The 20283-nt window shown below is 47.4% G+C and carries 11 protein-coding genes; 6 read left to right on the top strand and 5 right to left on the bottom strand.

What is annotated here, in order from left to right; all coding sequences use genetic code 11:
• Positions 1 to 3 precede the first annotated feature (3 nt).
• The 4 genes from OS145_RS03190 to OS145_RS03175 all read right to left on the bottom strand — a co-directional run bounded on the left by OS145_RS03190 (position 4) and on the right by OS145_RS03175 (position 3209).
• The gene (locus OS145_RS03190; RefSeq protein ID WP_006954643.1) at positions 4 to 1095 is read right to left on the bottom strand and encodes a threonine aldolase family protein; all 1092 of its coding nucleotides are present in this window, start codon (positions 1093 to 1095) and stop codon (positions 4 to 6) included.
• Positions 1096 to 1098: 3 nt separating this feature from the next.
• Positions 1099 to 1350 carry a hypothetical protein gene (locus tag OS145_RS13535; RefSeq protein ID WP_006954641.1) on the bottom strand — a complete coding sequence of 84 codons (252 nt, stop codon included), beginning with the start codon at positions 1348 to 1350 and terminating at the stop codon, positions 1099 to 1101.
• 69 nt (positions 1351 to 1419) lie between these two features.
• Entirely contained in the window at positions 1420 to 2058 is a 639-nt protein-coding gene (locus OS145_RS03180; protein ID WP_006954639.1) for a response regulator transcription factor, read from the bottom strand.
• Positions 2055 to 3209: a sensor histidine kinase gene (locus OS145_RS03175; RefSeq protein WP_006954638.1), complete on the bottom strand. Its 1155-nt coding sequence runs from the start codon at positions 3207 to 3209 to the stop codon at positions 2055 to 2057. The genes OS145_RS03180 and OS145_RS03175 overlap by 4 nt, the downstream gene beginning before the upstream one ends.
• A gap of 132 nt (positions 3210 to 3341) precedes the next feature.
• On the opposite strand from OS145_RS03175, the gene OS145_RS03170 reads away from it, so the two are divergent.
• Together OS145_RS03170 and OS145_RS03165 are read left to right on the top strand one after the other, a co-directional pair.
• Positions 3342 to 4097, top strand: coding sequence for a DUF2306 domain-containing protein (locus OS145_RS03170; protein WP_006954636.1), 756 nt, complete (start codon positions 3342 to 3344; stop codon positions 4095 to 4097).
• Position 4098: 1 nt separating this feature from the next.
• On the top strand, positions 4099 to 4875 hold the full coding sequence (locus OS145_RS03165; protein WP_131382121.1) for a tetratricopeptide repeat protein: 777 nt from the start codon (positions 4099 to 4101) through the stop codon (positions 4873 to 4875).
• Here OS145_RS03165 and OS145_RS03160 read toward each other — a convergent pair.
• On the bottom strand, positions 4872 to 5960 hold the full coding sequence (locus OS145_RS03160) for a sensor domain-containing diguanylate cyclase (RefSeq protein WP_006954632.1): 1089 nt from the start codon (positions 5958 to 5960) through the stop codon (positions 4872 to 4874). The genes OS145_RS03165 and OS145_RS03160 overlap by 4 nt on opposite strands.
• A 178-nt stretch (positions 5961 to 6138) precedes the next feature.
• Here OS145_RS03160 and recC point away from each other — a divergent pair, with 178 nt between their 5' ends.
• The 4 genes from recC to OS145_RS03140 all read left to right on the top strand — a co-directional run bounded on the left by recC (position 6139) and on the right by OS145_RS03140 (position 20163).
• Positions 6139 to 9591, top strand: coding sequence for an exodeoxyribonuclease V subunit gamma (recC, locus tag OS145_RS03155; protein ID WP_006954630.1), 3453 nt, complete (start codon positions 6139 to 6141; stop codon positions 9589 to 9591).
• On the top strand, positions 9588 to 13280 hold the full coding sequence (gene recB / locus OS145_RS03150) for an exodeoxyribonuclease V subunit beta (RefSeq protein WP_006954629.1): 3693 nt from the start codon (positions 9588 to 9590) through the stop codon (positions 13278 to 13280). Before recC ends, recB begins: the two co-directional genes overlap by 4 nt.
• Complete coding sequence (recD, locus tag OS145_RS03145) at positions 13267 to 15171, top strand: exodeoxyribonuclease V subunit alpha (protein WP_050749970.1); 1905 nt, start codon at positions 13267 to 13269, stop codon at positions 15169 to 15171. The genes recB and recD overlap by 14 nt, the downstream gene beginning before the upstream one ends.
• Positions 15172 to 15264: 93 nt before the next feature.
• The gene (locus OS145_RS03140; protein WP_006954625.1) at positions 15265 to 20163 is read left to right on the top strand and encodes a diguanylate cyclase; all 4899 of its coding nucleotides are present in this window, start codon (positions 15265 to 15267) and stop codon (positions 20161 to 20163) included.
• Positions 20164 to 20283: the final 120 nt, after the last annotated feature.

Genomic DNA, 20283 nt, shown 5'->3' with positions numbered 1-20283 from the left:
CCTTCATGAGAAACAAGCGGATAGATGCTTAACCCAGAACTCGGGCGCTTGCTCAAGTGCCCGATCGCCAATTGAAACCTCGCAAATAGCCTTGTCATCATGCTCGGCTCGTGGCAAAGGTAATACGATGACTCCCTGTTGTTGAGCATAATCAACAAGTTTTTCAGCCGCTATTGTCGCGTTATACGGGAGACGAATATGAAACATAGCCGCTTTGGGCTGTGGAGGAATGATTTCGAAGCCAGCAGAGCTTAGCAAGTCCGTCAGGGTTTTAGTGAATTCAACGAAATCAGGCATCTTTAGCAGATAACTCTCTAACCCTTTGCGAGCCGAAAGCGCCTCAGGATAGAGTGTGATAGGATTTCCACCCGCGCGACGTGACCAGACACGTGCAGGTTCTATTAATTCATCGGTACCTATCAGGGCCGCCCCAAATATCCCACCTAAATCTTTATAAAAGCTAACGTAAATACTGTCGAACAATTCGGCAATTTGAGCCAGTGAGCGTTGGTAATATTCGGTCGCTTGCCAAATACGGGCACCATCTAAGTGCATACGTACGTTGTGCTGGCTACACCATGCGCGCATCGTGAGCAGATCATCCCAAGACGGCATTGCGCCACCTATTTCACGCATCGGCGTCTCGACAATAATCGCAGCCACGTCTTCAGGGTTAAGCTGAGTGATATCGACCGCTGTGAGCGCGCGCTGCGCTTCACCCATAGAGTGTACGGACAGCCCCCACAAGTGCTCTATCGCATCATGCTCATGGAGTCGTAAATGGGACGTTGGATGCAAACCAACGCCGTTTTTGCCACTGGCTTCGCTGTAACACTTCATCGCAACACTCTGGGCGAGTGTACCCGTTGGTAAGAAGAGCGCTGAAGGCTTGTCAAAGAGTTCGCAGATTTGCTCTTCAAACTCGCTGACAATGCCGCCCTGTCCATAGCTATCGCGCGAGTCGCGTTCTTGCGCATACTCGCTTAATTGCACCAACTCATTTTTTAGAGTCGGTTGTGGATGGCGATGAATGACCGCCGAGGCGGTGTCTAATTGTGAGTGAAACTCAGATTTTAAAGCGTCAGGGATGTGCATCTCTTATTTCATATGGACTTTGCCGCCAATCATTTTATACGCTGGAGTGCCTCGAATCATCGTTTCCCGTGCGAACTCTTGCCCACAACCCGGGCAGTGGCATGGGGTTTGTGTGTGATCCTCGACTATCCGTTCGATAAAACATTTTACCAGTGCACCTTTACCACCTTTGCGATATTTAAATAAAGTGGTTTTACATTGCAAACAAGAAATCTGAACGGTGCGAACGGGTCCTTTTTTGTTTGGCTTAGCCATATCTCCGAATAGGTTGCGTAGATTTTATCTAATACTAACAACTGCGGAGGTCGGTTGGCTAACGCAAGTCTATAAAACACCTAAATCAATCGCTTTGAGTACCGCGCGCGTGCGGTCATGAACGCCTAGCTTGGCCATAATCGACGAGACTTGGTTTTTTATAGTACCAGTCGACTTAAACAAGCTATCGGCGATTTCTTGATTACTGAGCCCTGCCGCCATCAGTCTCAGTACAGCGAGTTCTTTATCGGTTAACGGCTCTATCAAGACGGGAGCGGTCTTGTTGGTATTGTGTGTTAGGCTGTTAACGATGCGCTCAGTAATAGCAGGCTGGAGCCAAGTGCCGCCGTCGACGAGCGCGCGAATTGCATCAACCAGCGTTTCTAAAGAGACATCTTTAAGTAGATAGCCTTTCGCACCTGCTGCAATGGCCTTAATAATTAACTCGTGATCATCAAAGGTCGTTAAAATTAATATCGGTAACTGAGGATGTGTTTGGCGCAGGTGTCTTGTCGCTTCAATACCATCCATACGTGGCATACGAATATCCATCAGCACGACATCCGGTTGTACTGAGTCGATCACGTTAATGGCTTCCTCACCATCGCTCGCCTGCCCACAAATGGTGAGCGCATCGCTCATGGTCAAAAGGCTCTCTAACCCTTGTCGAATAAGCGTTTGATCATCGACCAGTAGTACCCTGATCATAACGCTAGCTCCTTTGGTAGTATCGCCGTGATGGTTAACGTTGGCTGGTCATGAATGCGTAACTGGCCTTTAAGTTCTGTGACGCGTTCAACCATGCCTCGCAGGCCATTACCGGGCCGCAATGATTGCTTTATTGTGCCCGAATCAGCAATTCGCATTTCGATATCCTCGTTACTCGATAGCTCAATAGTCAGCGTGTTGCCGTTGGAGTGCCGAAAAAAGTTAGTAATGGCTTCTTTTGCAATCAGTAATAGCGTCTCGGCCGTAGCAACATCAGTCACGGTAAGGTCGTCCGAAATATTAAAAACGACCTGCTTGTCTTGGCTGTTGAGTTGTAAAGCGAGCAAAGCGCTTTTAACATCGATTGCAGCCGTGCTGCGTATATCGTTAACCGCTTCGCGGACATCGGCAAGTAACAGTTTGGCCACTTGCTGACTGCGCTCAATCAGTGTTTTTACTTGGCCTTCCGACTTACGTTCGGCTACTTGCAATTGAATAGTGAGGGCTGTTAGGTGATGTCCGACTAAGTCATGGATATTTCGAGCGATACGGGTGCGCTCAGATTGTTTACTCGCCTCAGTAAGTAGCGTCTGTGTTGCGCGAAGCTCACGATTAATTGCTTCCTCTCGCTCGCGGGCTTGTTGCTCTTTTAGTTGGGTCGTCATCATCACGATAGAAAAAATTTCAAACGTCCAAAATAAAACGGCGCTGAGCCAAGCGCCTGATTGTTGCCAATGAACGTGATAAATGACACCAAAAATAATCGATAAAACAGCCATGAGTATGACTGCACGTAGCAACGACATAAAGTAGGGCAACTGCGCGGCCCAGATCACTAACAGAATCGCGACATAATTATGCGGGATAAAAAAGAAGGTGAAATAAATACAGGCTAGCTGTAGAGAGATAAGCCCGTACCGAGTATGGGGTTCATATGTGAATGGCTTTTGTCGTGTGGTGAGACTAAAGCAAACGATAAACCCAATCAATGCGAGGCCAGTTACGTAAGTTGAAATCGCACTCCAAGGTAGCAAACCTTGACGGTGAGTAAAGTAAACCGAGGTCACCGAGACAACCAGCCAAGTGAGCAGACCTGCCCAACGATCAGCGCCCAGATGTGTGATATGTGAAATGTATTTTGCAATGTTCATATTGGCAGTATGCCGTGAATATCTTCCTTTAGAAATAGGCCGAAAGTCACCTTTTAAGTCATGACCTTTGTCACTCACAAAGAGCGCTTGAGTTGCTTAAGCTTTCAATCAGTGAACTGACGGAGAACACCCATGTTGCAATTACATTCCTTTCTTTTATATACGCATATCCTAGCAGGTGCATTGGCTATGGTTCTATTTGTTATCCCGATGGTGGCCCGTAAAGGCAGTCTCAACCACCGTAAGTATGGGCGCTTTTACACCTACACGATGTATGTGTTAGCCATTTCAGCCTTAGTGATGTCGGTGATGGTACTTGTGGCTCCGACCTACTTTAAGGGTCAGCTGATTAATCAATCGACCTCGCCAGAAGATACCCTAGCGACGGTACGCATGTTTTGGACGTTGCTTCTTTTTCTGTCATTACTGACCTTTACATCCATTCATCATGCGAACCGAGTATTGCAGACGAAAGGAAATAGAGCACCGCTACGAAAATGGCACTATGTTGCAATGCCGGTGTTATTAATGGTCGTTGCCAGTGTGCTTTTTGTGCAGGGTGTATTAATGGCACAACATGCATTGGTCAGTCCTTACTTACACTTTATTTTTGCTGTGCTGGGTATCGTCAACGGCTATCAAATACTGTCTTATATATTTTCGAAAAATGTAGCGCGCAATCGTTGGTTAATTGAACACTTAAGCTCCATGTGTGGTTCCGGTATCGCGGTCTACACAGCCTTCTTTGCCTTTGGTGCGAGGCATGCGTTGGCACATATCGGTCAGTGGCAGTTACTGTTTTGGGTTATGCCCGGTGTGTTGGGTGGCGTTGCGATTTATTTCTACAGCAAAAAGTATGAAACCTTAAACACGCGCAAAGGAGTCTAATATGAAAAAAATAATATTCATGATAGTGCTCTTTTGGAGTTGTTGCTCAAACGCGCAAAGGAGCGACATAGAGAAACTGCTGAACATGGAGCAATATGACCAAGCTGAGACGATTTCGCAGCAGTGGATTCAGGATAAGCCAAAGGATGCTAATGCCTGGTTCTGGCATGGGCGCGTCATGGCGGTACAGGCAAGTAGCAGTTTTTTTAGTGCCTTCAGTTACGCGAATGAATCACTTGAAGCTTTCAAAAAGGCAGTCGAGCTGGAGCCCAGTAATCCGATGATGGTTATGGGGCTGGTCGGTTATTACCGAAATGCACCAAGTATCGTTGGAGGTGGCGAAGCGCATGCAAGAGCACTTATCAAGCAAAGTTACATTGGTTACCCGGAACGCTATGAATTTCAGCTCCATTACGGGCTTGTCCTGCAAGAGGAAAAAGACTGGACAGATGCGTTTCAGCTTTTTGAAAGGATGATGTCTGCTGAAAGGCTAAATGAGCGACTGATGGGTTATTATCAATTTGCTCGGACGAGTATCTTTTCGGAGTCACGAACTGCTGACGGTGTGACTGCGCTAAATAGGTACCTTAAAGAGCTCACGACGCTGCAAAAACCTGATACATCTTTACCAAGCGCTGATTGGGCACGCTATCGCTTAGCGCAGTTATATGCTCATCAGGGGGCGCAGCAGCAATTTAATGAGTTGGTGAAAGCCCGTGATAAACATGAGGAAGAAACGTTGAACGAAGCGTGGCAGTCACTGCTGTCAAAGCGTTAATAAAAGCGAATACAGTTGCGGCCAGCGAGCTTGGCACGGTATAAAGCCGTATCTGCATTTTTAATCAAACGTTTACTCGTTTTAACAAGTTCCGAATCTGCAATCGGTGGCTCATAATAGCCACCAATGCTGACAGTCAGTATGTCTGCGCACTGTGATTTTGGATGTGTAATCGCAAGTCGACTGATTTGTTCACTGATGTTGTTTGCCATCTTTAATACACTACTGGCATTGGCAGAAGACATCAGAATGGCAAACTCTTCACCGCCATAACGAGCAACGAAGTCGGTACCTCGCTTTACCAGTTGAGCTAAGCTTTGACTAACGGCTTTGAGCGCATCGTCACCCGCCAAGTGACCAAAATGATCGTTATAGGCTTTGAAGTCGTCGATATCTAACAGCAACATCGCAATCCCCGTTTGTTGCCTTTTAGCACGTCTAATCTCCGTGGCTAAACGCTCATCGAGCGCGCGACGGTTAGCAACACCGGTTAAGCCGTCGATATTGGCTTGCTGAGTTAATTGTTGGTTGGCTAACTCAAGCGCTCGTTTGGTCTCGAGCAACGCGGCGTGTGTACGTTCACGCTCAATGGTGTTCGCTATCATGTCAGCAATTAAACTCAGGTGCTGAATGTCTTCCTCAGTCCAATGGTATTTTTGGCGCACCTTGTCGCACCCGACAAACCCTAATAGGCGTCCTTTTGCCACTAGACCAATGCATAACACCGATTTGATCTGTTCACGTTCAAACTCGTCGCGCTCTGCCTTAGCAGAGTCAGGGAGGCGCGATACTTCCGGGCATACGAATCGAAAGTCATTTCGCATCGTGGCGAAAAAATAGGGTAGATCGTCGTGTCCGACGTTTTGAAGATCGTCAATATGTCGTGTGAAACCCTCGCGTACCCATTCGAACGTATTCGACATGCTTGTGAGGTCTTCATTAAACTCAAAAATGTAGCATCTGTCCGCTTGGCAATAATCACCATAGGCAGCAATGACCTCAGAAACGCATTGGGATGTTTCTGAGCCCTGAGAGTTAATTAAGCGAGTTGATAGCTTCGAGAGCAATTGATCAAATGATGACATTTATTTTTGAATTTTTGTATTTCTATAACACTGCCTTAAGATTACTAAAGTTGCACGAAAAATCATCATTTTTTCCACTAAATCAGTGAAGGTCGTGATAAAGCGCTATCGATAAGGCATTAAGTGCCCTAGGATAGGCATAGCGTTGTCTTTAGTGAAAGGGTAAAAGGAGTTGAGTTTGGCTAATCAAGCGCCAGGGTTCATTGTTGCACATAGTCATCGATTGGAAGACTTAACGGATATCGCAGTTAATTTTATTGAGCGGTTTCCTCTTGCACCACTTGAGCAAGAAACCGTATTGGTGCAAAGCAACGGTATTGCACAGTGGTTAAAAATCAACCTTGCACAACATGCCGGCATTGCTTCGATGATTGATGTGACGTTGCCTGCGCGATTTCAGTGGCAAGCTTATCGGGCCGTTTTAGGTGACGATATACCTCGTACCTCGCCTTTTGATAAAGCACGTTTGAGTTGGCGACTATTGCGCTTACTACCCGATGTTCTCGAACAGGACGCGCGTTTTACGCCGTTAAAAAACTATATTGCTAACGATCTCGATAATCGCAAGCTGTATCAGTTAAGTGAACGCTTAGCGGATTTATTTGATCAGTACGCTATCTATCGTGCCGATTGGCTAGATAACTGGTTAAACGAGCGTGATGTACTCGATAACGACGAACCTGTCGCTAATGAGCACGCTTGGCAACCAGAGTTATGGCGTCGAGTAGCAAACGACATTGGTGCTGAACACTTGTGGAACAACCGCGCCACCTTACATCAGCAATTTATTAAATCGGCACGCGCTTTAAATCAACGCCCCGCCACGATACCACCTCGTATTATGGTGTTTGGGATATCGTCTTTACCTCAACAAATGCTAGAAGTGCTCGATGCCTTAAAACATCTCAGCCAGATCGTGTTGTGTGTGCATAATCCGTCAAAATTTTATTGGGCCGATATTGTCGATGGAAAAGAACAGTTAAAACAGGTGGTCAAAGCCAAGTCGCGGTTAGCTCACAAACCGGGTATGCCGTTGGAGTGGAATGACGAAGAGTTGCATCAACTTGCTCACCCTTTGCTAGCATCGTGGGGTAAACAGGGTCGCGACTACATTCGCCTGCTCGATTTATATGATGAGTCAATTCAAAAGCAGGCCGAATTGGGTCATATGACACTGGAGCTGTTTGAATCGCATGCCACCGAGCATGTGCTAGGACAGTTGCAAGACGACATTCTCAACCTGAGGCCGCTGCACGAAACACAGCAACATTGGTCGCCGCTTTCAGTGCAGGATCAATCGGTCCAGTTTCATATCTGCCACAGTCCTCAGCGAGAAGTTGAGGTGTTACATGATCGTTTACTCGCGGCATTTGCAGAGGATCCCACGTTGAAGCCGCGAGACGTAATGGTGATGTTGCCTGATGTCGATACCTATGCGCCCTATATTGACGCTGTGTTTGGTCGCTATGCGCGAGATGGTAACGGACAAGATACGCGCGCTATTCCGTATACGATTGCTGATCAGACGTCGCGTCATCGAGCACCATTGTTGATTGCCTTAGAGCTGCTGCTTTCGAGTGATCAGCTTCGGTTTACCCAAACCGATCTGCTGACGTTATTAGGTACACCTGCGATTCAGCGTCAATTTAACATTGACGATGATGATGTCGAGCAACTTCGAACTTGGATGACGAATGCGGGTGGACGATGGGGATTGAGTGCTGAGCACCGGAAACTGTTTTTCATGCCCGATGACGATGAGACCAATAGTTGGTGGTTTGCGATCAAACGAATGATGGCAGGCTATAGCATTGGTTACGCAGAAGTAGAGAGTGACTGGCAAGACATCGCTGCGTATACGGATATTGGCGGCCTAGGTGCCGACTTAGTTGGACGCTTCGGTTATTTTATCGAGCAGTTGGAGCGCTGGTGGGATGACTCGCGAGAGGCGCGTACTTATAGCGATTGGCTACCCATAGCGGAGTGGCTCATCGACACCTTTTTCGAGTCGGAAGAGGCGAGTGATGCGCTACTGAAAAACCAAATTCTCGACCAGCTATATCAAGTTGCCGAGCATGTGGATGAGGCCGATAATAAAACGGAACTGAATATTGCATTATTCCGCGAGTCTTGGCTATCCCGAGTTGATGAGCAGAATTTAAATCAACGATTTTTGGCCGGTGCAGTAAATTTTGCAACGCTGATGCCGATGCGCGCTATTCCATTTAAGTTTGTTGCCATATTAGGCATGAACGAGAGTGATTATCCACGAAACACCAGTCAGATTGATTTTGATCTGATGGCATCACGTTATCGACCCGGTGACCGCTCACGTCGAGATGACGACCGCTATCTATTTCTCGAGGCGTTACTCTCTGCTCGTGACGTTTTTTACGTAAGCTGGGTGGGCTTTAGCGCACGAGATAACAGCGCACGCACGCCTTCGGTATTGGTTGCGCAACTACGCGAACATTTACAGCAAGGATGGCACAGCGATCTGAGTGAGCACACGCTAGCGCATAAGTTACAGCCATTTAATCGAGCTTACTTTGATGACAGCTCGCGCGTATTCTCATACGCGAGTGAGTGGGCTCAGGCGCATGATTCCGTCTCTCATCAATCGTCTTCAAGTTCGGTTGCGCTTACTGATGACCTCGCGGATGAACGGACGGTAAACCTCAACGATATTAAACGTTTTGTTCAAGAGCCAGCGCGTTTGTTTTTTAACAGTCGGTTGGAAACTTACTTTTCGGTTGACGCGGATGAAACGATTGATCGTGAGGCATTTCAACTGGATGCGTTAACGGAGTGGAAACTGTTACAGCGGGTGGTGGATAAAACGCGCGAAGCAGTAAGGAAAGAACTCGAGCCTGAGCAACAGATGCACGAAGAACTGGCGCGTATACGTCGAGAAGGTGCGATTGGTACGTCGATGATAGCGGAGCGTCATCAACAACACATTCAGCAGCAAGCTGAAGATATTCTAGAGACCTACGGTGTCGTGGCGCAAGGGTACACGCGTCAAAATATAACGCCTTATTGGGTTGGTGTTCGACATAATGACGTCACTATTGAGGAGGGTATTGAAGGTTTGCACTGGGACGATAATGGACAGTGTGCTTGGATTATTACTACGGCGAGTCAGGTCGCCGCAAAAAAGGCTGATAACATTACAGATAGTGGATGGAAGCATTTCGCACCTTATTACGTAGGACATTTGCTGTTAAATAGCCGACAACCAACAGTGACACATATCGTGTCTCGCGGTGGCTGCCACTTTAAGTTGCCGGCAGTTGCTCCTGATGTAGTTAACTTTCAGCTTGATGCGATGACAAAGTTAATTTCACTGGCGTACCGCGAGCCTATAGCAATGCATCTTGATTTAGCCCGTATCTATTTAAAAACGATGAGTAAAGAAGATGATGAAACAGCCGCTGAAGCCGCGTTGCGTGAGTACTATGAGGTTGGCACATCACAACGTAAACCGCTGGTACAGACAGCACAGTATTGTGCTCGTACAGCAGGTACCTTTAATGACATACACGGTCAGCGCTACTTTAAACTTTTTATAAATTCCTTGTACCGCCCCATGTTTGAGTTCGTCGAACAACAGGGAGGGGAAAAGTCATGAGCCAGGTATTACAAAATCCTTTGGACTTTCCGTTAGCGGGTAGTCGGCTGATAGAGGCGAGTGCGGGGACGGGGAAAACTTATACTATCGCAGCGCTGTATGTTCGGCTCGTTATTGGCATGCGGGCTGATAGTGACAGCAACGCTGCATTAGAGACCCCCCTCTTGCCACGTAATATTCTGGTGATGACGTTTACCAAAGCGGCGACTGAAGAGTTAAGCGACCGTATTCGTGCACGTCTCGCTGAAGCAGCGCGTTATTTTCGTGATGATGATAGTGTGGCTGCCGATCCGTTTTTAACGCAGTTACGTGCCACGTCTGAAGCACAAGGCGAATCACTCAATTACCTGGCGCGACTGCTTGAGCTTGCGTCCGAGTCCATGGATGAAGCGGCTGTAAAAACAATCCACGGCTGGTGTCAGTCGATGCTTAAAGAACACGCATTCGCCAGTGGAAGCCTGTTTACACAAAATGTTGAAACCGATGACGAGGAGTTGCGTCGGCAAGCGGCCGAGGACTACTTCCGTCGCTTTATTTATCAAAGTGATAGAGCTACGCAAACTGCTCTGCTAGCGGTGTTTGATACTCCCGACAAGATTTTGGCACAGCTGTCGAGCGTGGAGGACAGCGGGTCTGTACAGGTTGACGATGATATCGCGGAGCGATTACAACGCGAAGCTCAGCGCTACCAAAGCGAGCTGAACTCGCTCAAGCAACATAGCTGTTCTGCATTTGAGCGCGTGTTAGCCGACCTTGAAGGTGTTAAAGGTGTGGCGCAGAAAACCAAACAGATACAAAAATTTGGTGACTGGTGTGCGAGTGACGCACAAACCGATGTGAAGTTCACAGATGCTAACTGGCGAACGATCAGTGAAACTGATTTAACAAAACTGCACGAGAAGAAATTAGCGGGTGCTGAGTTACCACCTTACTGGCTTCAAGTGGCCCAGTTCAAAGCTAAATTTGAAGCGGTACATCAAATTAAGCGCGGTTTTGACGAGCTAATTAACCGTCATGCAACTCAATGGGTTAAAGCGCGTTTCACCGAGCTGCAAAATCAACGTGCTGAAATGAATCATGACGATATGCTGACAAGACTGCGCGATGCGCTTCGAGGACCGGATGGTGAGCAGTTAGCGACGACAATCAGACAACAGTACCCGATCGCATTGGTTGATGAGTTCCAAGATACCGATCCCGTTCAATATGAAATTTTTAATCGTATTTATCGCCTAAAAGAACCGTTGCCAGACACGGGGATATTTTTAATCGGCGATCCCAAGCAAGCCATCTACAGCTTCCGTAATGCGGATATTTTTACCTATCTAAAAGCGCGTCGTGATACAGAAGGACGGCATTATAGTTTGGCAACTAATTTTCGTTCGTCAACACAGATGGTTGAAGCCGTGAACTATCTTTTTCAGCGTGCCGAGCAGTATGAACGCGGGGCTTTCTTGTTTAAGCAAGAAGAAAAAAATGAGTTACCCTTTGAACCCGTATCCGCGAACGGCGTAAAAACAACATTTAGACATCGGTTGCGAAGTCAACAGCTTGAGCCGGCGCCTGCGCTCTACTGGAGCGTAAGTTCAGAACAAAAGCGAAAAAAGAGTGACGCGTTTAATCACCTCGCAAGTCATCATGCACAGCTGATTGTTAATTTACTCAATGATCCGCAAGCGGGCTACTATGATGACAACGATGCTTTGCAGCAACGTGTTTGTGCCAAGGATATCGCGATCTTGGTTAATAACTTCGCCGAAGCGGATGCTATTCGTACGGCGCTTTCAGCGAGGGGCGTTAAAAGTGTTTATTTATCCGAGCGAGAATCGGTTTATGCTCAACCCGTTGCGCGGGATTTACTCTATATTTTAAAAGCCTGTGCTGCGCCCCGAAATGCCAGCGCACTGAAAACTGCGGTTGCGGCACCCTTGCTGAACTTATCTTTGTCTGAATTAATTCAATTACAGGAAGACGAGAACACGTGGGAAAGAACGGTCGATACCTTCATTGATTTTCATGAAGTATGGCGCAACCAAGGTGTCTTAGCCATGCTACATCGTTTAATGCATCACTTTCAGGTGCCGGCAACTTTGTTACAGGATAAAATCAACGGCGAACGTAAATTGGCGGATGCGCTACATATTGCGGAGCTGCTGCAACAGAACAGCATGGCGTTAGAGGGCATGGCCGCGTTGGTTAATGACTTTGCCGAGAAAGTTTATGAGCGGCAGAGCTTTGGTGCAAGTAGCCGCACGCAGCGCGATGAACAACAACTCAGACTCGAGAGTGATGACGATCTTGTTAAAGTTATTACTATTCATAAATCAAAGGGTTTGCAATACCCGCTGGTGTTTTTGCCCTTTATAACTTACACGCCACAAGAGCAATATCGTATTAAGCCACCGATGACTTATCATGACGAACAAGGTGATGTCCAAGTGCTCTGGTCAAAGGACGACTCTGCTAAATCGCGTGTGTTAGATGAGTTGTTGGCTGAGGATTTACGCAAGCTTTATGTCGCCGTAACGCGTGCACAACACGCCACTTTTATTACAGTCGAGAATGTCGGGCAATTTGAGCATAACCCGCTTGCTTATTTGCTTGGTGACGACGCACTAACTGACGATCTGTATAAAGCTGCGAGCGAAGCCTGGGGACAGTCAGATGTGAGTGTGGTTTCCAAACTAGAAGACGACGAGCGATTTGAAGCGTTGCAAGAGCAAGTTGCCGAATATACGGTTTTGAAGGCGCGTGAGATGCCCAGAACCCAACTGCTTGAGCGCTGGTGGGTGTCGAGTTATAGCGCATTGCGTTATCGAGCAGCCAATGACTACACACAGTCAGGTCCGCAAACGGCAGTCGAAATGAACCTATTAGAGGAGGCAAACACCGCCACAGGCGAGGGTAATGTTGAGGCAAATGACTTGACTTATTTACCGAGTCATTTACATCAGTTTCCGAAGGGTGCGACTCCAGGAACGCTTTTACACAACGTTCTCGAACACTGCGCGATAGAAGGGTTCTCGACCGTGCTCTCAGATCCACAACGGCTCAGCGATGTTATCGCGCAAGAACTGCGAGGCGAAGTTTGGGATGAGTACCGGGATAATTTGGCACATTGGCTTATGCAGTACTTAGCACTTCCGATGGTATTCAGTGACACTATGCAACCAACGGCACTGAGTGACCTTACAAGCTATAAAGCCGAGCCTGAATTCTGGTTACCGGTAATTGAGCTTGAAGCAGAACAGTTGGATGCGTTAATCCAGCGACATCTTCACCCAGGGCAAAGTCGACCTCGTTTAGAGAGCATCGAGTTAAACGGCATGCTCAAAGGCTTTATCGATTTGGTGTTTGAGCATCAAGGTCAGTATTTCGTCGTTGACTATAAATCAAACTGGCTGGGCGACTCGGACGATGATTACAGTGAAGTAGCCATGACCGATAAGATATTAGCGAGTCGCTACGATGTGCAGTATGTACTCTATACCTTAGCTCTGCATCGGCAGTTAAAACAGCGTTTAGGCGATGAGTACGATTACGATACGCACGTTGGTGGTATTGCCTATTTATTTTTAAGGGGTAATCACGCGGAAACGGGTGGTGTTTATCGAGCAAAACCTCCCTATGAACTCATAGCCGAGCTCGATGCTCTGTTTAAAGGAAGGGAGAACCATGATGTCGCATGAACGACTGAGCTATTTGCGTGCTATTGCTGATGAGTGGTTTGAGCATGAATGGATACGTGCGCTGGATCGTGCCATGGTCGACTTTCTATTCCGCAGCGGAGAAACAAATGTCGCTATGCTGGCGCTCGCTATGCTGACGTCTCACCAGGCTGGACGAGGGTTAACCTCGTTAAAGCTTGAGGACCTTAAAGCGTCGCCCGAGCGCTGTTTGGCGTTGCCGCCGTCGGGGCGAAGTCATGACGTCACGTTGCCTAGCAAACTACTCAATGAGTTGAGTGTGTTTGAAGGCGATTGGCAAACATCTGTTTCACTCAATAGTGACAGTAGTCCATTGGTTCTGAATAAAAGTAGCGATGGTGAGCGCTTATATTTGCGGCGCTATTGGTATTGTGAACACTACAACAGCCAAAACCTCGAGATGCGGATGGATAATACGCTTGAGGTAAACGATGACCAGCTCAATATGACCTTGGACGCCTTGTTTGGTGATACCAGCAAACAATTAGACTGGCAACGAATGGCCTGTGCTAACGCGGCGAGAAGCGCCTTTAGTGTGATTACTGGCGGACCTGGAACCGGCAAGACATACACTGTTGTAAGGTTGCTCGTAGTACTGCAGCAACAATTTCAACAAGCCCATGGAAGACCACTGCGTATTAAACTTGCGGCACCTACGGGCAAAGCGGCAGCGCGCTTAAGTGAATCTATCAACGAGGCGTTGTCAGAACTACAAACAAAGTTACCGGAAACGCTTCAACCGTTGCTGGCGACTATTCAAATAGAAGCTTCCACTGTACATAAATTGTTAGGAGTTATCGCTAACTCTCGCCGTTATCGTCACCATGAAAAGAATCCTGTTCGAGCCGACCTTATAGTGATTGATGAAGCATCAATGTTAGACATCGAAATGATGACAGCACTCCTTCAGGCGACTCCGACACAGGCCCAATTGGTACTGCTAGGTGATAAGGATCAACTGGCTTCGGTAGAGGCGGGTGCTGTTTTAGGTAACTTGTGTGAAGGGGCCGAGAAAGGGGGGTATTGGTCATCGACGATTAACAGTTTGGCCAGTACCCATGCACAACGGGATGCGCTAATCCAGTATCAGGATGAGGCCGGGCCCAAGCGCTTACAGCACGTGGTGATGCTGCGTCAAACACGACGTTTTGAGCAGGCTATTGCGGACGTTGCGAATTCAATTAACGACCAGAATACGCGGGCGATCGAGCACTTCTTTAGCGCGCCAGTGTCGGAGTATGACTCGAATATTGTCACGTGGTTGATGTTGGAACACGACCGTCAGGATAGTTTTGACCTGTTGATAAAACAGGGTTTTTCGCACTACTTAAGAGCGCTCGAACAATGGCGCGAAGCCCCCGCTGAACAACGCGATACAGCGGCAGTGCTGGATGCATACGCAACATTTCAGCTATTAACAGGTTTACGCAATGGACCCTGGGGCGCTCATGCACTGAATCGATATGTTGCCGATGTTTTGGGCGTTGAAGCCGACCGGTGGTATGAAGGTCGTCCGGTTATGGTCACTAAAAATGATTACGGGCTGAGGTTGAACAATGGAGATATCGGTGTCACGTTTCGGATGCCCGAGACCGGTCGCTTGAGAGTGGCGTTTTTTGACAGTCACGGAAAAGTAAAATGGGTATTACCGAGTCGCCTAAATCATGTTGAAACCGTTTATGTGATGACAGTGCATAAGTCTCAAGGGTCAGAATTTGCGCATACCGTATTAGTAACACCTCAGCATGACTCACCTGTACTAACTAAAGAACTCCTTTATACAGGGGTCACTCGAGCGAAGAAAAAACTGACCTTAGTTGTGAGTAAAAAGTCGGTATTCTTAAACGCGGTTTCAAAACGAATTAATCGCTGACAGCGTTTCGAGCGTAAATGTAAAGATCGTAATGTAAAGACGCCTATCTTTAACTATATTTAGAGAACCATGACAAAAGGATCTCTGTCGCGAATGCCATATTCAACACGAAAGCTCGATGACCGCGTTTTATTTGATTGTATTGAACGGGACAATCAGCGCTCAGTTTGGTTAAAGCGTGTTGAGGCAGGGGCTGAGTCTTTAGCAGGCGAGCGATTAAAAAACGATAACCGTTGGCATCAGGTTGTTAATCCTAACTACTTCCTCGATAACGGCGATCAGCATGGGCTTGTTTTGCCTCAAGGAGGCTGGCTCGACGAACTACGTTGGGATAACTTACTTGAAGCGATCGGTGTTGCAGAGCGTATAGTGGGTGCGGTAAAGCACATTCATCAGACGGGTTTAATTCATCGTGCTTTGAACCCCTCGATTTTCTACGTAACCGACCAACATGCCATAGTGATTGATTTAGCGACCGTCACGCAGATTCGATTTATTCACACACCCTGGCTCCCTCTTCCACAGAACGTATCCTCTTTGAGGTGCGTCGCACCGGAGTTAACCGGTCGTTCACAAGCGATAGGTGACGCTCGCTGTGATCTTTATAGTCTTGGAGTGATTTTATATTATTGGTTTGCTGGAGACTATCCATTTACCGCTGACTCAAGTGCGCGAATCGTCCACCAGCATCTAGTAGTAACACCCAAACGTTTGAATCACATTAATCCTCAGTTACCTGAGGTTCTGGCAGAGGTCGTCGCGCGATTGTTGGCTAAGCAGCCGTATCAACGCTACCGTGACGTAGATGCATTACTGAACGATCTTGTGACGGTACGCCAAGTGGTATTAGGACAGCGTATGGATGATATCAGCATCATTTCGCGATTGGGATTCACGAGCGAGATAGAGCGGGTCGGTTCGCTCTATGGACGCGATAACCAACTTCGACAGCTTGAAAAAAAATACAGCATGAGTCGCGAGGGTGGAACGCAAGGCGTATTCATTAATGGTCGCTCAGGTTTAGGAAAAACATCGTTGGTGCGTAATTTGTATCCACAAATGACCGCTGACAATGCTTTTTTTATCTCGGGTAAGTATGAGCACTCGACTAGCGGTGTTCCATACATTGGTTGGCTGTTAGCAATTGAGTCGCTGGCGGGCTATTTTAGGCAGATGTCGAGTGAGCAGCTTACTCAATGGCGGTCTTGGCTCGCTGAAGCAATGTCTGACTACCTGGCTGCCTTTTTGAGTTGGGTACCTGATATTAAAAGCAGCCTTGGATTTTCCGACTCGACAATAGCAACGCAACAAACTAATTTGCCCTCGTCGGAGGCAAAACAACGACTTAATGAAACCGTTCGCCGATTGCTTTCCGTGTTTGAGTATGCTGAACGTCCTTTGGTGATCTTTCTAGATGATTTGCAATGGGCGGATCAAGCGTCCGTGGAGCTGTTGGAATGGATACTGACTCAACCGAGTCGAGCGCCTGTTTTGTTGATTGGTTCAGTGCGAGAAGATGAGGTGAATAGTGGACATCCGCTCAGTATCGCGATTCAGGAAATTGAACGTGCTAATGTGATTCCGCTTAAGCATATTCAACTTGACGAGTTATCTGTCGACGATATTTCTTTGTTACTCGCCGAAAAGGTTCAACACGAAACGCGTCAATTTAAACAGTTAGCTGATTGGTTGCATAAACATAGCCATGGCAACCCGTTTATGGTTTGGCAACTATTAAAAACTCTCAGTCAGAGAGGATTACTTCAGTATCAACTGGAGACCGGCTGGCGGTGGCGAATGGATGCAATTGATGAGTTGGACCAAGTTGACGATATTTTCTCAGTCATACAGTTGCGGTTTCAACTTTTGCAAACTGACGTGCAGTACCTACTCGCTCAAGCCGCGTGCATTGGTGTGCGCTTTGATATGGCGTCTTTAGTTAGACTGACGGGAAAGACACCTGAAACGATTTTGGAGCAGCTGTTACCCGCAATTAACGATGAGTTTGTTGTCGTAGAGGCTAATATTAAGTCGCCGATATTGGATGAATCGAACATGAGATTTCATTTCATTCATGATCGAGTGCAGGATGTCGCCCATCGCACACTTGATACGAGCAGTCGTGCCAAAGTGCATTATCAGTTGGGTACACATTTATTGCAGCAAGCCACGGCTCATCCAGAAGTTTACTCAATCCGAATCGTTAACCACCTGTACCGTGGTAAGCAGTTTATTGACACCCGAGTCGAACAAAGAGAATTTCTTGGGCTAGTCATCAATGCTGCTAAGAAAGCGGCTTCGGCAGGCGCCTTTGCCGAGGCTTTAACGATCGTGCATCAGGGAATGCATGAAAATCCATGCCTTGATGATTTATGGTCAGTAGATCCAGAACTTGCTTACCAAGTGTATTCTGAGCGTGGTGAACTTGAGTACCTCAACTCAAATTTTGAGCGCGCCGAGTATTTTGTACGCCAAGCGATAGGCAATACTGATTCGTTACTTGATAAGGCCAGCTTATATACCCAGTGGGTGCAGCAAGCCACCTTAAATGCTGATTATCAGAAAGCGGTCAATGTAGCGCGTGAAGGGCTTGCATTGTTCGATGTGAGCCTGCCTGAGGAAGCACAACTCAGCACGGCAGCGTTGCGTTGCAACGTATCGGATTCTTTAGACAGCCTCTCTTTTAATGACTTAGCGCATTTGCCAGTGCTCACCGATAAAACACAACAGGCCATTCTCGCCTTATTGATAGCCATGGGACCGCCATGTTATCGAGCATTTCCACGTCTATGGTCGAGTGTGGTCATCGCGCAGTTCAAGTTAATCAGCGCTTATGGTGCGAACGGTGCTACCGGTTATACGCTACCAGCGATCGGTGGGCTGATGGTTAATCACCAGTTGGCTGATAGCCAACAAATTAAATTACTTTACGATGCTACCGAACGGTTAACTCGAAAACGTGGCGATACGAGTGCGCAAAGTATGGGTTTTCTGATGATGGGGAGTTCCTTAAATCATTGGTTTAGAGCCCAACGTCTCGCGAGCGATGATTACATGGCGGCATACCGATGTGGTCAACAATCGGGAAATTTACAGTATGCAGTATATGGCTTTGGTCATGATACTTACTGTCGGTTTTTTTCCGGTGAATCGCTTTCCGAGCTTGTTCCGCGTGTAGAGCACTACCTAGAGTACGCCATGCAGCGCGGTAATACTTGGGGCATTGATTTAATGACAGGGGCCCTAGGGGTCATGTACCGGTTGAGTGGCATAGGTCACTTTCGAGGTAGCTTTGAGCAACATGTAGCTCAAGCCGAAGCTAACCATAATCACCAAGTGCTCGCTATCCTCAGTTGCATGCGTTTGATTGAAGGGTTAGTCGGTAACGATAGAATTATTGTGCAAAAGTCGCTCGAACGGTGCGAGCGCTACATTGAACATATATCGGTACAAGGCTTACTGCCGATGGCGCACTGGCCTGGCCTTCGTGCGCTGGCATTAAGCCAGCTTGAACAGTTAGATACAGATTCATTAAACGTAGCAATCACGCGTTATCAAACCTGGGCAGAATGGCAGCCTGATAACTTTAGCCATTGGTTGACGTTAATGCGTGCTGAGCAAGCACGTCGACAAGGTGATATGCCGCAAACATTGGAAGATTATGACGCTGCCTTGCGCCAAGCGCAGAAGCAAGGGCAGTGGCACACAGCAGCTATGATAGCCACGCGCGCGCAGCATTACTGGCAAAGTAAAGGGCACCCTGGATTTGCATCGGAGTATTCCTCCCAACGGCATCATGCGATGGAGCGTTGGGATGCGATCGAATTGATACATGACAGCGAACGTAAGACCCGTTCGACGGGGTACGCGATGAGTATGGATGTTGTGATTGAAATTGCGCAAGCGCTGTCCGCGTTTACTGAGCATGAGCAACTTGTTTCTGAAGTCTCTCGTATACTGGTTCGACAAACAGGCGCCCAGCGATTGGCACTTTTGCAGTGTGAAGATGACGAGCTAAAGCTAGTAATGGACGTAGAACATCACTTGGAAAAATATTTTGAGCCAAGCGTTAGGTTGGAGCACGTAAATAATTTACCGACGGAAATGATTCGCCATGTCGCCAGAGTAAAAAAGCTGCAACACATTAATGAAAATACGCTGACCAACCGAAGTTGGCACAACCGTGCCGAAGATATTAAGCGTAACCAATTAGGTGAATTTTCCGGTTCGGCAGTGACTGTACCGTTGGTGTATTTGGGTGACTTGGTCGGTGTGTTGTATTTGGAGCATAGCCGCAACCGATATGCTTTTAACGACAGGCAGATGCCCATTGTGGAATTTATTGCTGCACAGGCGGCAATTTCCATCCGTAATTTAGATCTGATGCGTGCGCTGGCGCGAGAGGGCGAGGCAAGAGCGGAAGCAGAAATGCGCATGCGATTCGCGGATGCTGAGATGGCTTCCCATGACAAAGTAACAAAACAGTTACAGCATCTTGCTAATACCGACGCGTTAACGCAATTACCCAACCGTCGCTTTTTTATGAGTGAACTGCAGCAAAGCCATGATTTATTCAAACGAAAGGGTCATCAAGCCGCTGTCGTTATGATGGATATCGATTCTTTTAAGGTCATCAATGACCGCTACGGCCATAGTGCGGGGGACGAGGTGCTAAAGGCGTTAGCAAAACAGTTTAATCACGCTGTACGCATGAACGATATTGCAGCCCGCATTGGTGGCGAAGAATTCGCTTTGTTAATCCGCGATGCAGATATGCCACAGGTGTTGGCAATTGCAGAACGATTAAGACAAGCGATAGAGCTCGACTCTATTGTGCACAGCGGCGAGGAAGTGGATTATACAGTGAGTATTGGGATTTCATTATTCGAGACGCAAGACGATGAATTTGAATCGATTCTGAATCGTGCTGATAGAGCACTCTACCGTGCCAAGTCTTTAGGTAAGAACAGAGTGTGCCATGGCGCACTCTAAAAATGTGAGCCGTACGGTGCTTCGCGCCTGTAATTCGAATCACCGTACGACAACTGCTCACACAGCTAACTAACGTGAAGTGCAATTTAATTATATGCGATTTATTCTCATTTTCAATAC

Origin of the sequence: Idiomarina baltica OS145 (genome assembly GCF_000152885.1) — a bacterium.
Classification (GTDB): Bacteria; Pseudomonadota; Gammaproteobacteria; order Enterobacterales; family Alteromonadaceae; genus Idiomarina; species Idiomarina baltica.
Note: the sequence above shows the minus strand (reverse complement) of the source record. Positions and strands in the feature narration are given on the sequence as shown.

Coding starts and splice junctions, on each gene's coding strand:
- OS145_RS03190 (WP_006954643.1), bottom strand. CDS start 1,095: ATGCACATCCCTGACGCTTTAAAATCTGAGTTTCACTCACAATTAGAC.
- OS145_RS13535 (WP_006954641.1), bottom strand. CDS start 1,350: ATGGCTAAGCCAAACAAAAAAGGACCCGTTCGCACCGTTCAGATTTCT.
- OS145_RS03180 (WP_006954639.1), bottom strand. CDS start 2,058: ATGATCAGGGTACTACTGGTCGATGATCAAACGCTTATTCGACAAGGG.
- OS145_RS03175 (WP_006954638.1), bottom strand. CDS start 3,209: ATGAACATTGCAAAATACATTTCACATATCACACATCTGGGCGCTGAT.
- OS145_RS03170 (WP_006954636.1), top strand. CDS start 3,342: ATGTTGCAATTACATTCCTTTCTTTTATATACGCATATCCTAGCAGGT.
- OS145_RS03165 (WP_131382121.1), top strand. CDS start 4,099: ATGAAAAAAATAATATTCATGATAGTGCTCTTTTGGAGTTGTTGCTCA.
- OS145_RS03160 (WP_006954632.1), bottom strand. CDS start 5,960: ATGTCATCATTTGATCAATTGCTCTCGAAGCTATCAACTCGCTTAATT.
- recB (WP_006954629.1), top strand. CDS start 9,588: ATGAGCCAGGTATTACAAAATCCTTTGGACTTTCCGTTAGCGGGTAGT.
- recD (WP_050749970.1), top strand. CDS start 13,267: ATGATGTCGCATGAACGACTGAGCTATTTGCGTGCTATTGCTGATGAG.
- OS145_RS03140 (WP_006954625.1), top strand. CDS start 15,265: ATGCCATATTCAACACGAAAGCTCGATGACCGCGTTTTATTTGATTGT.